Annotated in this window: 15 protein-coding genes and 2 pseudogenes; 13 read left to right on the top strand and 4 right to left on the bottom strand. The window is 51.6% G+C overall.

The window, feature by feature from the left end; all coding sequences use genetic code 11:
- Positions 1-191 precede the first annotated feature (191 nt).
- Positions 192-455 (top strand): 2-oxoglutarate dehydrogenase E1 subunit family protein, encoded by a 264-nt coding sequence (locus tag MKQ70_RS20930; protein WP_248074093.1) that lies wholly within the window; start codon positions 192-194, stop codon positions 453-455.
- Here the strand turns inward: MKQ70_RS20930 and MKQ70_RS20925 are convergent.
- A complete protein-coding gene (locus MKQ70_RS20925; RefSeq protein WP_248074091.1) occupies positions 434-610 on the bottom strand; it encodes a hypothetical protein in 177 nt (58 codons plus the stop codon). The two genes, MKQ70_RS20930 and MKQ70_RS20925, sit on opposite strands and share 22 nt — an antisense overlap.
- Here MKQ70_RS20925 and MKQ70_RS20920 point away from each other — a divergent pair.
- From MKQ70_RS20920 to MKQ70_RS20890, 7 genes and pseudogenes are all read left to right on the top strand, one after another.
- Positions 590-2,152 carry a thiamine pyrophosphate-dependent enzyme gene (locus MKQ70_RS20920; RefSeq protein ID WP_248074089.1) on the top strand — a complete coding sequence of 521 codons (1,563 nt, stop codon included), beginning with the start codon at positions 590-592 and terminating at the stop codon, positions 2,150-2,152. The two genes, MKQ70_RS20925 and MKQ70_RS20920, sit on opposite strands and share 21 nt — an antisense overlap.
- The gene (locus MKQ70_RS20915) at positions 2,092-2,643 is read left to right on the top strand and encodes a hypothetical protein (RefSeq protein WP_308199510.1); all 552 of its coding nucleotides are present in this window, start codon (positions 2,092-2,094) and stop codon (positions 2,641-2,643) included. Before MKQ70_RS20920 ends, MKQ70_RS20915 begins: the two co-directional genes overlap by 61 nt.
- A complete protein-coding gene (locus MKQ70_RS20910; RefSeq protein ID WP_248074087.1) occupies positions 2,607-2,939 on the top strand; it encodes a hypothetical protein in 333 nt (110 codons plus the stop codon). The genes MKQ70_RS20915 and MKQ70_RS20910 overlap by 37 nt, the downstream gene beginning before the upstream one ends.
- Positions 2,940-3,007: 68 nt before the next feature.
- Positions 3,008-3,814, top strand: coding sequence for a biotin/lipoyl-containing protein (locus MKQ70_RS20905; RefSeq protein WP_248074086.1), 807 nt, complete (start codon positions 3,008-3,010; stop codon positions 3,812-3,814).
- 65 nt (positions 3,815-3,879) lie between these two features.
- Positions 3,880-4,566 carry a dihydrolipoyllysine-residue succinyltransferase gene (gene sucB, locus MKQ70_RS20900; protein WP_248074085.1) on the top strand — a complete coding sequence of 229 codons (687 nt, stop codon included), beginning with the start codon at positions 3,880-3,882 and terminating at the stop codon, positions 4,564-4,566.
- Positions 4,567-4,716: 150 nt separating this feature from the next.
- Entirely contained in the window at positions 4,717-5,394 is a 678-nt protein-coding gene (locus MKQ70_RS20895) for a hypothetical protein (RefSeq protein WP_248074084.1), read from the top strand.
- A pseudogene (locus tag MKQ70_RS20890) lies at positions 5,325-5,875 on the top strand (RsmB/NOP family class I SAM-dependent RNA methyltransferase). Before MKQ70_RS20895 ends, MKQ70_RS20890 begins: the two are co-directional and overlap by 70 nt.
- Here MKQ70_RS20890 and MKQ70_RS20880 read toward each other — a convergent pair.
- The 3 genes from MKQ70_RS20880 to MKQ70_RS39055 all read right to left on the bottom strand — a co-directional run bounded on the left by MKQ70_RS20880 (position 5,865) and on the right by MKQ70_RS39055 (position 8,728).
- Complete coding sequence (locus MKQ70_RS20880) at positions 5,865-7,478, bottom strand: S8 family serine peptidase (RefSeq protein WP_248074082.1); 1,614 nt, start codon at positions 7,476-7,478, stop codon at positions 5,865-5,867. The pseudogene MKQ70_RS20890 and the gene MKQ70_RS20880 sit on opposite strands and share 11 nt — an antisense overlap.
- 147 nt (positions 7,479-7,625) lie before the next feature.
- The gene (gene mnmA / locus MKQ70_RS20875; RefSeq protein ID WP_282457501.1) at positions 7,626-8,564 is read right to left on the bottom strand and encodes a tRNA 2-thiouridine(34) synthase MnmA; all 939 of its coding nucleotides are present in this window, start codon (positions 8,562-8,564) and stop codon (positions 7,626-7,628) included.
- Complete coding sequence (locus tag MKQ70_RS39055) at positions 8,471-8,728, bottom strand: 7-cyano-7-deazaguanine synthase (RefSeq protein WP_282456631.1); 258 nt, start codon at positions 8,726-8,728, stop codon at positions 8,471-8,473. The genes mnmA and MKQ70_RS39055 overlap by 94 nt, the downstream gene beginning before the upstream one ends.
- Positions 8,729-9,058: 330 nt before the next feature.
- On the opposite strand from MKQ70_RS39055, the gene MKQ70_RS20870 reads away from it, so the two are divergent.
- The 5 genes and pseudogenes from MKQ70_RS20870 (at position 9,059) to MKQ70_RS20845 (ending at position 13,532) form a co-directional block, all read left to right on the top strand.
- Positions 9,059-10,462: a tagaturonate reductase gene (locus MKQ70_RS20870; RefSeq protein WP_248074081.1), complete on the top strand. Its 1,404-nt coding sequence runs from the start codon at positions 9,059-9,061 to the stop codon at positions 10,460-10,462.
- 3 nt (positions 10,463-10,465) lie between these two features.
- Positions 10,466-11,859, top strand: a pseudogene (gene uxaC, locus MKQ70_RS42490) (glucuronate isomerase).
- Positions 11,859-12,863: a sugar kinase gene (locus MKQ70_RS20855; RefSeq protein WP_248074079.1), complete on the top strand. Its 1,005-nt coding sequence runs from the start codon at positions 11,859-11,861 to the stop codon at positions 12,861-12,863. The pseudogene uxaC and the gene MKQ70_RS20855 overlap by 1 nt, the downstream one beginning before the upstream one ends.
- Positions 12,864-12,870: 7 nt before the next feature.
- Positions 12,871-13,158 carry a beta/alpha barrel domain-containing protein gene (locus MKQ70_RS20850; protein ID WP_248074078.1) on the top strand — a complete coding sequence of 96 codons (288 nt, stop codon included), beginning with the start codon at positions 12,871-12,873 and terminating at the stop codon, positions 13,156-13,158.
- Positions 13,137-13,532, top strand: coding sequence for a beta/alpha barrel domain-containing protein (locus MKQ70_RS20845; protein ID WP_248074077.1), 396 nt, complete (start codon positions 13,137-13,139; stop codon positions 13,530-13,532). The genes MKQ70_RS20850 and MKQ70_RS20845 overlap by 22 nt, the downstream gene beginning before the upstream one ends.
- Positions 13,533-13,557: the final 25 nt, after the last annotated feature.

Genomic DNA, 13,557 nt, shown 5'->3' with positions numbered 1-13,557 from the left:
ACATATTGGCTTTTTTTGATAAGGGATTACCAAAAAACAAGCGATATTTGCAGTCCCGTTCATATACCTTAGTATATTAAGAGATGCAAAAGAACCACGAGGAAAAAAAGAGTATGCTTACTAATGCGGGGCCTGAACGGGCCACAACAGAACGTTTATTGAATCAAGGACCAAGCTTAAATTCGTTGTAAATGAAGGACTTTTCATTTGTCACCAATTCACACCCGGCGTATATCGAATCTTTGTACCAGGACTTTAGAAAAGATCCTGCAAGCGTAGATCCCGAGTGGATCAAGTTTTTTGAGGGGTTTGACTTTGCGGTGACCAATACAAATGGTAAATCCGCAACCGCCCCCGCCGCCGCAGGTACTGGATTGCCGGTGACCGATGAGCAGCTGGTGAAGGAGCTGGGTGCTTACCGACTAATACAGGCTTATCGTAAAAAGGCCATCTGATTGCTAAAACCAATCCAATCCGTGCGCGTATCGATCGCCGCGCGAACCTTGACCTGGCACATTTTGGCCTGAGCGAAGCGGACCTGAAAACGGAATTCTTTGCCGGACAGATCGTTGGTCTCGGTAAAGCGCCGTTGGAAAAGATCGTGGCGCATGTGCAGAAAGTGTATGCGGCATCAGTGGGTTTGGAGTTCACTTACATCAATGACTTTGCGAAGCTGGAATGGCTCCAGAAAGAAATGGAAACTACGATGAACAAACCGCTGGCGGTGGAGCAGAAGAAACGTATTCTGCAGAAACTGAATCAGGGGGTAATGTTCGAGAAATTCCTGCACACCAAATATATTGGCCAGAAGCGTTTCTCACTGGAAGGCGGCGAAACGACCATCGCAGCCCTCGACGCCATCATTAATACTGCCGCCGACAATGCCGTGCAGGAAGTAGTGATCGGCATGGCCCACCGCGGCCGCCTGAACGTACTGGCTAACATCCTCGGCAAAACGTACGAGCAGATCTTCTCCGAATTTGAAGGCAGCGCTATTCCCGACACCACCATGGGCAGCGGCGACGTGAAGTACCACCCGGGCTTCCGCGCACAGGTCCAAACGCCGGGCGGTAAAGACGTAAACCTGCAACTCACCCCCAACCCTTCGCACCTCGAAGTGGTAGACCCGGTAGTAGTAGGCTTCGCCCGCAGCAAAGCGGACGTGATTTACGGCAGCGACTACGATAAAATCCTGCCCATCCTCATCCACGGCGACGCGGCCATTGCCGGCCAGGGCGTAGTATACGAGGTGGCGCAGATGAGCAAACTGAAAGGTTATTATACCGGCGGTACCATCCACTACGTGATCAACAACCAGATCGGCTTTACTACTGATTTTGAAGATGCGCGTTCTTCCGACTACTGTACCAGCGTAGCTGCTATCGTACAGGCGCCGGTGTTCCACGTAAACGGCGACGACGCCGAAGCCGTGGTAAAAGTGGCCGAAATTGCCACCCGTTACCGCCAGGAGTTTAATTCAGATATTTATATTGACATGGTGTGCTACCGCCGCCATGGCCACAACGAAGGCGACGATCCCAAATTCACACAGCCCAAGCTGTACGAAGCGATCGATAAACACGCCAATCCGCGCGAAGTCTACAGCAAACAGCTGATCGCCAACGGCGACATGGACGCTGCGATGGCGACAGAGCTTGAAAAGGCTTTCTGGTCCGAACTGCAGGAACGCCTGGACGAAGTAAAACAGCATCCGCTGCCTTACAGCCGCCAGAAACCCGAGCAGGCCTGGCTGGAACTGCGTAAATCCAATCCGGACGATTTCCACAAATCACCCGATACGGCTATTTCGCAGGAGCAGTTTGATAAAGTGTTTAAAGCCATCATGGCAATCCCCGAAGGATTTAAACCACTCAAAAAAGTGGAAAAACTGCTGGGCGATAAACAAAAACTGTTCGAAGAACAGCAGCTGTTAGACTGGGCTTCCGGTGAGCTCATGGCTTACGGCAGCCTCCTGAACGAGGGCCACGATGTGCGCCTTTCCGGCCAGGACGTGAAACGCGGTACGTTCTCGCACCGCCACGCCGTACTGCGCAGCGAAGAAAACGACCAGAGTACAGCCGTCTCAGTAAAATCGACGACAAACAAGGCCAGTTCCGCATTTATAACTCCCTGCTCAGCGAGTTCGCTGTAGTAGGTTTTGAATATGGTTACTCCATCGCCAATCCCGAAGCGCTCACCATCTGGGAAGCGCAGTTCGGTGACTTCAGCAACGGCGCACAAACGCTGATCGACCAGTTCATTTCTTCCGCGGAAACGAAATGGGGTAAGATGAGCGGTTTGACCATGCTGCTGCCGCACGGTTACGAGGGTCAGGGTCCGGAGCACTCCAGCGCCCGCCTCGAACGTTTCCTGCAAATGTGTGCGGAGTATAATATGATCATTACGAACTGTACCACTGCTTCCAGCTTCTTCCACGCGTTGCGCCGCCAGCTGGCGTTCCCTTTCCGGAAGCCGATGATCAACTTCTCGCCGAAAGCGAACCTGCGTCACGTGCGCAGTTACAGCCCGGCCAGCGAGTTTGTCTCTGGTGGTTTCAAAGAGGTGCTGGACGATCCGTATATCGACGATGCTTCCAAAGTGAAAAAGTGCTGCTCTGCTCTGGCAAAATGTACTTCGACCTGAGCGAAAAGCAAATGAAAGATAACCGTAAAGACGTAGCCGTGGTGCGCCTCGAGCAACTGTACCCGCTGCCAACCGTGCAGCTGGCCGCTGTTGCCGAAAAATACAAAGGTGCTACCTGGTTCTGGGTACAGGAAGAGCCGCTGAACATGGGCGCGGCCTGGTACCTGCAGATGAACCTCAAACAACTGAACTACGGCGTCATCAGCCGCAACCCGAGCGCCGCAACGGCTACCGGTTATGCGAAAGTGCACGCACAGGAGCAGGCTGAGATCATCGAAACGGCCTTCAGCATTTAATCAGGAAAAAGTAAATTTGAACATATTAATAGCAGGCAATTCCGGCTATGAACCATCAAAACTGAAATATGGTTATCGAAATTAAAGTTCCTACGGTAGGAGAATCTATTAGCGAGGTAACAATAGCAAAATGGCTGAAAAAGGATGGCGATTATGTACAACAGGACGAAGTGTTGTGCGAAATGGAATCTGAGAAGGCAACGTTTGAACTGAATGCCGAGAAGCCCGGTGTACTGAAAATTAAGGCGAATGAAGGCGACACCCTGAAAATTGGTGACGTAGCCTGTACCATAGACACGGATGCCGCCGCCCCCGCTGGCGCTGCTCCGGCCGCTGCACCCGCTGCAGCAGCACCCGCACCTGCCCCCGCCGCAGCTGCCGCCCCGGCTCCTGCCGGCAAAGGCGTGATCGATATGAAAGTGCCGACCGTTGGCGAATCCATCAGCGAGGTAACCCTCGTTAAATGGTCTAAAAAGACGGGCGACTATGTAGAACGCGACGAAGTGCTCTGCGAACTGGAATCCGAAAAAGCTACATTCGAACTGAATGCAGAAGAAGCGGGCATCCTCACTACTATCGCAAATGAAGGCGACACGCTGAAAATCGGCGATGTAGCCTGCAAAATTGATACAGACGCTGCAAGGCCTGCTGGCCAGGCTGCCCCGGCTACTGCGCCTGCTGCGCCGAAACAGGATGCAAAGCCTGCTGCTCAAAATACAGCGGTTACTTCCATCCCCAACGATATTAAAGCAACACCATTGGCTGCTGCCGTTATCGCGGATAAACACGTGGATCCGGCTACCATCAAAGGGTCTGGCCAGGGGGTAAAATCCTGCGCGACGATGTATGGGCTGCCCTGCAAAATCCGGGCGTAGCTATCGGCCAGGAGCTGAATACCCGCAATTCCCGCCGCGAGAAAATGAGCAACCTGCGCAAAACCGTGTCACGCCGCCTTGTGGAAGCGAAAAACACGACCGCAATGCTCACTACTTTCAACGAGGTAGACATGACCGAGATCATGGCTATCCGTGCGAAGTATAAAGAAACTTTCAAAACCGCGCACGGCGTAAACCTCGGCTTTATGAGCTTCTTCACGAAAGCCGTTTGCTTTGCCCTCGCCGAGTTCCCCGCTGTAAACGCTTACATCGATGGCGAAGAGCTGGTGTACCACGACTATGCCGATATTTCCATCGCCGTATCTGCGCCAAAAGGCCTGGTAGTACCGGTGATCCGCAATGCAGAAAGCATGAGCATGGCCGAAATCGAGAAGAAAGTAGTAGAACTGGCTACCAAAGCCCGCGATAGCAAATTGACCATGGACGAAATGACCGGCGGTACCTTCACGATCACCAACGGTGGCGTATTTGGCTCCCTCATGAGCACCCCGATCATCAACATTCCGCAATCCGCGATCCTCGGTATGCACAAAATCCGGGAGCGCCCGATGGCCATCAACGGCCAGGTGGTCATCCGCCCGATGATGTACCTCGCCCTCAGCTACGACCACCGTATCATCGACGGCCGCGAGTCTGTGAGCTTCCTGGTACGCGTAAAAGAAATGCTGGAAAACCCCGAGCAACTGCTGTTCGGCCGCGATCCGGTGAAGACTTTACTAAACATAAAATAATTTAACATAAGGGGTACTTAGCATTGGTTTTCCAATCCGGCCCCCGTTGCGTCGCACACTTGTACGGCAACAAATCTTATCATCCCCGGCTGTTACAGTCCGGGGATGTTCTTTGATGTAAATCCCCACGAAACGCGTTAATTTTGCCGCATGACAAGATGGGAAAATTATCTCCTCACTACCAAAAAAATACTGGACCAGTATAACGGCAGCCTGCCCTTACACCACTTCCTGAAAACGTTCTTCAAATCCAACCCCCAGATGGGTAGCCGCGACCGTAAACAGGTGAGCCAGCTGGTATATGACTATTTCCGCCTGGGCCACTGGCGCATACACGATATGCAGCGCGACGACCGCCTGCTTATCGCCCTTTTCCTCTGCGAAGATGCGCCCAACCCCGTACTCGAGTTTTTCCGCCCCGCCTGGAATGCACAAATCGCCCTTTCCCTACCCGAAAAGCTCCAGTTTCTTGAGCTGCCACCTGTTACTGAAATATTTCCGTTTGCCGCGGAATTGTCCGCCGGCATCGACGCTAACGCTTATTCAGCCTCGTTCCTGAAGCAGCCGCACCTCTACATCCGTACCCGCTATAACAAACAAGAAGAGGTAATCGGCCTGTTAAAAAAAGCCGGCGTATCCTACGCACTGCCCGGCGATACCGCTATTGCACTGCCCAACGGCACTAAAGTAGATGCGATTATTACCGATAAAAGCTGGTACGAAATCCGGACCTTTCCAGCCAGGAAACCGGCCAGCTGTTGCAGCCCGTCCCCAAAAGCTATTGGTGGGACTGTTGCGCAGCCAGTGGCGGTAAGTCCATCTTGCTGAAAGATATTCAGCCTAACGTAGAACTGCTCGTAAGCGATGTTCGCACGTCCATCCTGGAAAACCTGCAAAGAAGGTTCAAAGAAGCCGGCATCAAAAACTTCCACGCCAAGGTCCTCGACCTGTCGGACGACAATGTAGACCAGATTTTACCCCGCAACCAGTTCGATAACATCCTGCTCGATGCGCCCTGCAGCGGATCGGGCACCTGGGACGCACACCCGAAAACCTGTACTACTTCGAGGAAAAGAAAATTGAATACTATCAGTCGTTGCAAAAACGAATTGCCGCTAACGTGGTAAAATGCCTGAAACCCGGTGGAGCACTTATTTACATTACCTGCTCCGTGTTCCGCAAAGAGAACGAAGAGGTGGTCGCCTACCTGGAAAATGAATTGGGGCTGCAAATGCAGCAAGGCGGAGTGATTAAAGGGTACGACCGGGCGGCTGATACCATGTTCGCCGCGCGGTTGGTTAAAGTTTAACGAGTTTCGCCACGCTTTTCTTATTATCCTGCACTAACTGTAAATAATAAATACCCGCCGGTAACCCGCTGAACATGGATTCCTGCCATAAAAAGTGGCCATAAGTCGCCGCTGCCACAGCCAGTTTACGCTGTGCGATGGTTTTACCATTATTGTCGATTAACCGCAAATGCAGATCGGCGTTGGAGAGGGAGTGGTAGTAAATATATAATTGGCTGTAAAATGGATTAGGCGCCACTTTCAGCAATGCCTCATTTAATACATTGCGGATAAAAACCGTATCCTGCTGCGCGCTGCGATACAAACTATCATACGCCAGCCGGAAGTTCGGAATGCCGTAGCCCATCTGGTCGTCGGGGTTATGAAACCGGCTGCTGCTCGCCCTTACCACGTTAATGATTTCCATATTCGTGCGCTGTGGAAATGCCTGCCATAAACAGGTGACCAGTCCCGCTACAATCGGCGTGGAAAACGAAGTGCCGCTGCCGGCCGTCAGTTCGCCATTGGGCCCAATCAGCCTCGCGGCTACGCCCATCCCTACTACATCCGGCTTAATCACGCCATCTGCTGCGGGGCCATAACCGGAAAACGTAGCCGGCCGACCCGAAGCATCCACGGCGCCCACGGTAAGTACGCTGTCCGCATCGGCCGGCGGCGTAATGTATACCCAGCTGCTGTTGCCTTCATTGCCGGCAGAACTCACCACCAGTATACCCTTGGCCGCAGCCATATCTGCGGCGCGGCTGATTTCCAGCATATCGCCTGTTAAATCCCAGTAAGAATGATTAAATGCGGGGTTGTCGAACGTCGTATAACCCAGGGACGAAGAAATCACGTCCGCGCCAATGCTGTCGGCATATTCCACCCCGGCGATCCAGTTATTTTCTTCGATGGGTTGCTCTTTGCCATCCTCTTCGGAGCGGATGAGTACATAGGAGGCATTGGGTGCGGTGCCTGTCATCGCGGCACTGCGGGCGGCAATGGTAGACAGTACATGTGTGCCATGCATGCTGGCCGTATATACATTTGCGCCACCGGCAACGAAATCGCGTGTGCCCTTGATCCTGCCACTTTCAAACAAATGCTGAAAAGGCCCGGCCGTATTTACACCTGGAAACCCCGCGTCCAGCACTGCTACTAACATGCCTTCGCCGGTAAAGCCTTTGTCGTGCAGGTATTGCCCTTCGTGTATTTCAATTTGATGCTGACCCGCGCCATAATCGATGGTGGCTTCGCGCACGTTCCATTTTACGGGCACAATTTCTTGCGCGCTGGCCCTGCGCGCGGCAATAGCGGCGGTACTGAGTACGAAGCCGAATGCACGCACGCGTTGCAAAGCCGTGGTATTCGTTAATTGTATCACTGCCTGGTTAAACCATTTGGAAGTATACAAAATATTTACCCCGGGCACGGCGCGCAAACTATCCGGGTAGCGCGGCGACACGGGCAGGTCGCTTATGTCAATGGCAATACCCCTGTTCCGGCGGCGCTGGAGCGCTCTGGCCGATAAATAGGCCTTGGGATTGCCGATCGTATAAGGACTACCGCTTTTATCAACAAAAGTAATGACGTGTTTGGAGAGGGTTTGCGCGTGTACATGCATGGAAAAGCCCTGCAGCAGCAGGAGAGACGTAACAGCCAGGGATGTAGAAAAGGCTTCGGTTCATAGGGTGCTGTAAAAGAAAAGGAGTTGTACAATGTTACATAAATAACCGTACAACTCCCTTTAAATTTTTTTATGATGATAAGCTTATCCGAAGATGCTGCCGCTGCGGATAATACCTCCGCCCACCACGTCGTCGCCTTCGTAAAACACGGCCGATTGTCCCGGGGCAATACCCTTCACCGGCTCGTAAAACCGGATGCGGGCGTTACCTCCTTCATCGTACACATTACTCAGTGCGCCTTTGTCCTTATAGCGGATCTTGGTGATTGCTTCCATTCCGTCAGGAATTTTATCATATTTCACCATGTTGATACCACTTACCAGCATGTCGTTCTTGTTCAGGTCTACTTCATCCCCCAATACCACGGTATTGGTTTCGGGGATGATCTCTGTTACGAATACCGGTCTGCCAAGGGCAATATCCAGCCCTTTACGCTGCCCGATGGTGTAAAAGGGGTAACCCTTGTGCTTACCTACGATAGACCCGTCACGCAGCACAAAATTGCCGCCATTCACCTGTTCTTCCAATCCCTCCACACGACGCTTCAGAAAACCGCGGTAGTCGTTGTCCGGCACGAAGCAGATTTCATAGCTTTCGGCCTTCTTCGCCAGCTCCGGGTAACCAAAGTCAAACGCCATCTGGCGGATTTCAGTTTTGCGGTATTTACCCAGTGGCAGGAGGGTGCGCTTCACCACGTCCTGGTCAAGGCCCCACAATACGTAGCTCTGGTCCTTCAGCTCGTCGATGCCCTTGCTGAGCACCCCGCGGCCGTTTTCCATACGTACCTGGGCATAGTGGCCGGTGGCAATAAACTCGCAATCCATGGCATCGGCGCGTTTCATTAAAGCACGCCACTTGATATGGGTGTTGCAAAGCACGCACGGATTAGGGGTGCGTCCTGCCATATATTCCTCCACAAAATTATCAATCACAAAATTGCCGAACTCGTCGCGGATGTCCAGCACAAAATGCGGAAAACCGTGATGCACGGCCGCCGCGCGGGCGTCGTTGAAGCTGTCCAGGTTACAGCAGCCGGTTTCCTTCTTGGAGGCGCCGGCGGAGGCGTAATCCCGGTCTTCATGGTGATGCCCACCACTTCATATCCCTGCTCATGCAGCATGAGGGCGGTAACGGTACTGTCTATCCCACCGCTCATGGCTACCAGCACTTTTCCATGTCTGCTCATCGTATTAAAAAATTGAGCTGCAAAGGTAGTGATTTATTCCCTTCGGCCCTGTCACCCCTTAGTCAGCCATTTGGGCCGCTTATACCTAGTAGATTGAAAAACAGGCCTTCTGTATACCGATATACCGATCTCCGCTTAAAATATATTTCAATTGGCTTACAAATTAATGGGTCATGGGTATTATATTTATCGGCGAATCGTGAATCATTAAATAAAATTAGAATACATGCTGCCTAAACTTAGCAAGCACCACGTTATGGCCGATAAGGCTTCAGGCATTCCCCCGCCTGTTTCGATTATCCGGAAAAAATCCTGCAGTTTGGTACTGGTGTGCTGTTGCGGGGACTGGTAGACTACCTGGTAGACAAAGCCAACAAACAAAACATTTTCCAGGGCCGCATCGTAGTGGTAAAATCCACTGACGGCAGCACCGCTGATTTCGACAGCCAGGATTGCCTGTTCACCACACACATCAAAGGCCAGGCGAAAGGAGAGTTGGTTAACCGCCGCCTTATCAACGCTTCTATTGCCCGGGTTCTGCAATCGAATGCAGATTGGGCCAGCGTGCTGGAGGCGATCCGTCAGCCGCAACTCGATATTATTATTTCGAATACTACCGAAGTGGGTATCCAATATGTGGAAGAAAAGGTAGATGGGGTAGTGCCCGCCTCGTATCCCGGTAAACTGCTGGCTGTGTTGCTGGAACGTTACCGCGCTTTTAACGGAGCACTGGATAAAGGGTTCACCATCATCCCAACCGAATTACTGGTAGATAATGGAAAACTGTTAAAGGAGATTGTGCTGAAACTAGCGTCGCATAACGAATTGCCACATGAATTCATCCAGTGGATACATACTGCCAATACTTTCTGCAGCTCGCTGGTAGACCGTATCGTACCAGGCAAGCCGAAAGACCTGGCGGCGCAGAACGAAGCGGCGGGTTATGAAGATGGACTGTGGATAGAAGCAGAACCATTTTTATTATGGGCGATAGAAGGCGATGCGAAAGTAGCGGAGAAACTGAGCTTTAAACAGGCCGACGAACGTATGCTGGTAGCAGAAAGCATCACGCCATACCGCGAACAGAAGCTGCGTATCCTCAATGGCAGCCACACGGCGGCGGTTACGGTGGGTTATCTTTCGGGATTGAATACAGTGTACGAGTGTATGCAGCACCCTGTCATGAAGCGCTTCTTCGAAACCGTGGTACTGGAAGAAATTCTTCCCACATTGAAAGACTTAGGCCCGCAGACGGAAGTATTCGCTAAAGATGTACTTGACCGCTTTGCGAATCCGTTTATAGAACACAAGTTGCTGAGCATCACGTTCCAGCAGAGTTCCAAAACGAATGCGCGTAATGTGCGCACCATCCTGCGTTACTATGAGCAAACGAAAATGCTGCCGCCAATGATCTGTATCGGGTTTGCGGCGACGTTGTTATTCCTCCGCCCTGCGAAAGAAGAGGCAGGCAAATTCCAGGGAGAGCGTAATGGCCAGTTTTACGATTACAACGACGATCACATCGCCATTTTTGCCGCTTACTGGCATGGTGTGGATATACGCGACAAAGCCGAAGCGGCGGCGATGGTGCACCAGATACTCGGCGATGCCCGCCTCTGGGAAACGAACCTGAACGAAGTGCCCGGCTTTACCGACGCCATCACGGAACATCTGCTGGGGATGAGCGAAAAAGGTGTGAGCGCATATGTTTCTAATTATTCAAAGGTCTACTAGTGTATGAAGCAATTCCTGTCAGACGATTTTTTACTGCAAACTGAAACGGCTAAACGATTATACTTTGAGTATGCGAAGGATATGCCGGTGATCGATTATCATAACCACCTGCCACCCGATGAAATTGCGGCGGACAGGCGGTTCGAGAACCTTACCGCCGCCTGGTTGCGCGGCGATCACTACAAATGGCGCGCTTTACGCGCCAATGGCGTACCCGAAAAACTCATCACCGGCGACGCGGGCGACCTGGACAAATTCAAAGCATGGGCGGCTACGGTGCCCTACACCATGCGCAACCCGCTGTACCACTGGACGCACATGGAACTGAAAAATCCATTTGGTGTTACGGAATTACTGAGCGAAAAAAATGCGGAAAGCGTGTACAATGCCTGTAACGCACAGCTGCCGAAGTGGTCTGCGAAAGCGCTGCTTACGCATTTTAAGGTAGAATCGCTTTGCACAACAGACGATCCGGTCGATTCGCTGGAACACCACATCGCAATAAAACAACAGGGCTTCACGACTAAAGTGCTGCCTACATTCCGTCCCGATAAATCGCTCGCAATCGACGACCCTGCCACATTCCGTGCCTATATGGAAAAGCTGGGCGAAGCCGCGGGTATCACCATCAATACGTTCGATGATATGCTCGCGGCGCTGAAGAAACGCCATGATTATTTTCATGAGCAGGGTGGAAGATTATCGGATCACGGTATCAGCTTCTTTTACGCAGCACCGTTCACCGCTGTGGAACTGGCATCAAACTTCAAAAAAGTGATGGGGGAGAAAAGATCAGCACTGAAGCGGCAGACATGCACCGCTCCGCCACCCTGCATTTCATCTGTACCTGGAACCACGAAAGAGGCTGGGTACAACAGTTTCACGTGGGGGCGCTGCGCAACAACAACTCCCGCTTATTGCATACTATTGGTGCGGATGCGGGGGTGGATTCCATCGGCGACTGGAATACCGCACAATCCATGTCGGCTTTCTTTGATCGTTTGGATAAGGAAGATAAGCTGGCGAAAACCATCGTATACAACCTGAATCCGTCGCATAATGAAATGTTCGCCACTATGGTGGGCAACTTCCAGGATGGTAGCGTAGCTGGCAAAATGCAGTTCGGCAGCGGTTGGTGGTTCCTGGATCAAAAAGACGGGATGGAAAAGCAAATGAACACGCTGAGTAACATGGGCCTCATCAGCCGTTTCGTAGGCATGCTTACAGACAGCCGCAGTTTCCTCTCCTACAGCAGGCACGAATATTTCCGCCGCATCCTTTGCAATCTTATCGGTAATGACGTAGAAAATGGTGAATTACCGGGCGATATTGCCTGGCTGGGTAAAATGGTGCAGGATATTTCTTACTTTAACGCCAAAGCTTACTTTAATTGCTGATGCAGAAGATAAAAGTTATCACGTTTGGAGAAATATTGCTGCGCTTGTCGCCCGATTGGGCCACTAACAAAGCCGCGATTTTTGTGGGAGGCGCCGAAGCAAATGTGGCCGCGTCTTTAGCTACCTGGGGTACGCCCGTTACTTATATCAGCAAGGTGCCGGACAATGGCCTTTCGCGCCAGGTGCTGCAACAATTGCAAAATGTAGGGGTGGATACCGGTCGCATGTTACTCGGCGGCGACCGTATCGGCGCATATTATCTTGCGCAGGGCAGCGACCTGAAGCATGCAGAAGTGGTGTATGACCGCAAATATTCCTCTTTCGCGGATATTAAACCCAATACCGTAAACTGGGAAGAAGCACTGGGTGATGCAGAATGGTTTCACTGGAGCGCGATCAGTCCGGCGTTAAACGAAGATGCCGCCATCATTTGTAAAGAAGTGCTGGAAGCCGCTAAGCGTAAGGGAATGACGATTTCCGTAGACCTGAACTACCGCAGTAAACTTTGGAAATATGGTAAAGATCCGGTGGAAGTAATGCCCGAACTCGCGCACTACTGCCACCTGATTATGGGGAATATCTGGGCATCCAAAATGATGCTGGGTACGCAGCTGGATGAGCAGGCGCTGAATGTGGACGAAAAGGATGTTTATCTCGACACTGCTATGAAAGTAGCGCAGGAAATCGTAGAGCACTACCGCCAGTGCAACCGCGTGGCCTTCACGTTTCGCTTCAGTTCCGGCGAAAGTCATAATCTTTACTACGCCACGTATTTCGAAAACGATAAGCTGTATGTGAGCCAGCAGCGGGAAACCAACGAAGTGGTGGACCGTGTAGGCAGCGGCGACAGCTTTATGGGCGGACTGATACATGCGCAGCTGAATGGATTTACACCGCAGCAAACCATTGAATTTGCGGCCGCGGCAGCGTACAGCAAGTTGTTCCGTCAGGGCGATTTTAACCTGACGCCAAAGGAATCTATTCTTCAACTCATTCAACAATAAAAAGAAGATGGCAGTAGCAAGTGAGATAATATTGTCCGCGTTTGAGCGCAGCAAAGTAATTCCCGTTTTTTACCACGACGATCCCGAGGTATGTTGTGAAGTGATGCAGGCCTGTTACGATGGCGGCATCCGGGTATTTGAGTTTACCAACCGCGGCGAAAATGCCCGCCGTAACTTTTCCATCATGCGCGACAGGAAACTGCAGCATATGCCGGATATGTACCGGGCATCGGCACGATTAAAAACGCAGCAGACGCGAAAACATTTACTGAAATGGGCGCGGACTTTATCGTAAGCCCTATTATTAATCCCGCCATCGCTGAATACTGCAATGGTGCTGGTATTTTCTGGGTGCCTGGTTGCATGACGCCAACGGAAATTGCTCTGGCCGAAGAGAACAAGGCACAGCTGGTGAAACTGTTTCCTGGCAGCAGTTTAGGTCCTGGTTATGTGAAAGCCATCAAGCCATTATTTCCGACCATGAAATTTATGCCGACAGGCGGCGTAGAGCCGGAAGCGGCCAACCTGAAGAGCTGGTTCGACGCGGGCGTTGTTTGCGTAGGAATGGGCTCCAATTTACTGCCTAAAAAAGCGGTGGATTCGAAAGACTGGACATCGATAAAAGCAAATGTTGTGCAAACGTTTGCATTTATCAAAGCATTAGTGTAAATTGATTGAATTATCTTCCAAAACT

Source organism: Chitinophaga sedimenti, assembly GCF_023156195.1.
Lineage (GTDB): Bacteria > Bacteroidota > Bacteroidia > Chitinophagales > Chitinophagaceae > Chitinophaga > Chitinophaga sedimenti.
The sequence above is the reverse complement of the archived record's forward strand: the minus strand, read 5'-3'. Positions and strand labels throughout refer to the sequence as shown.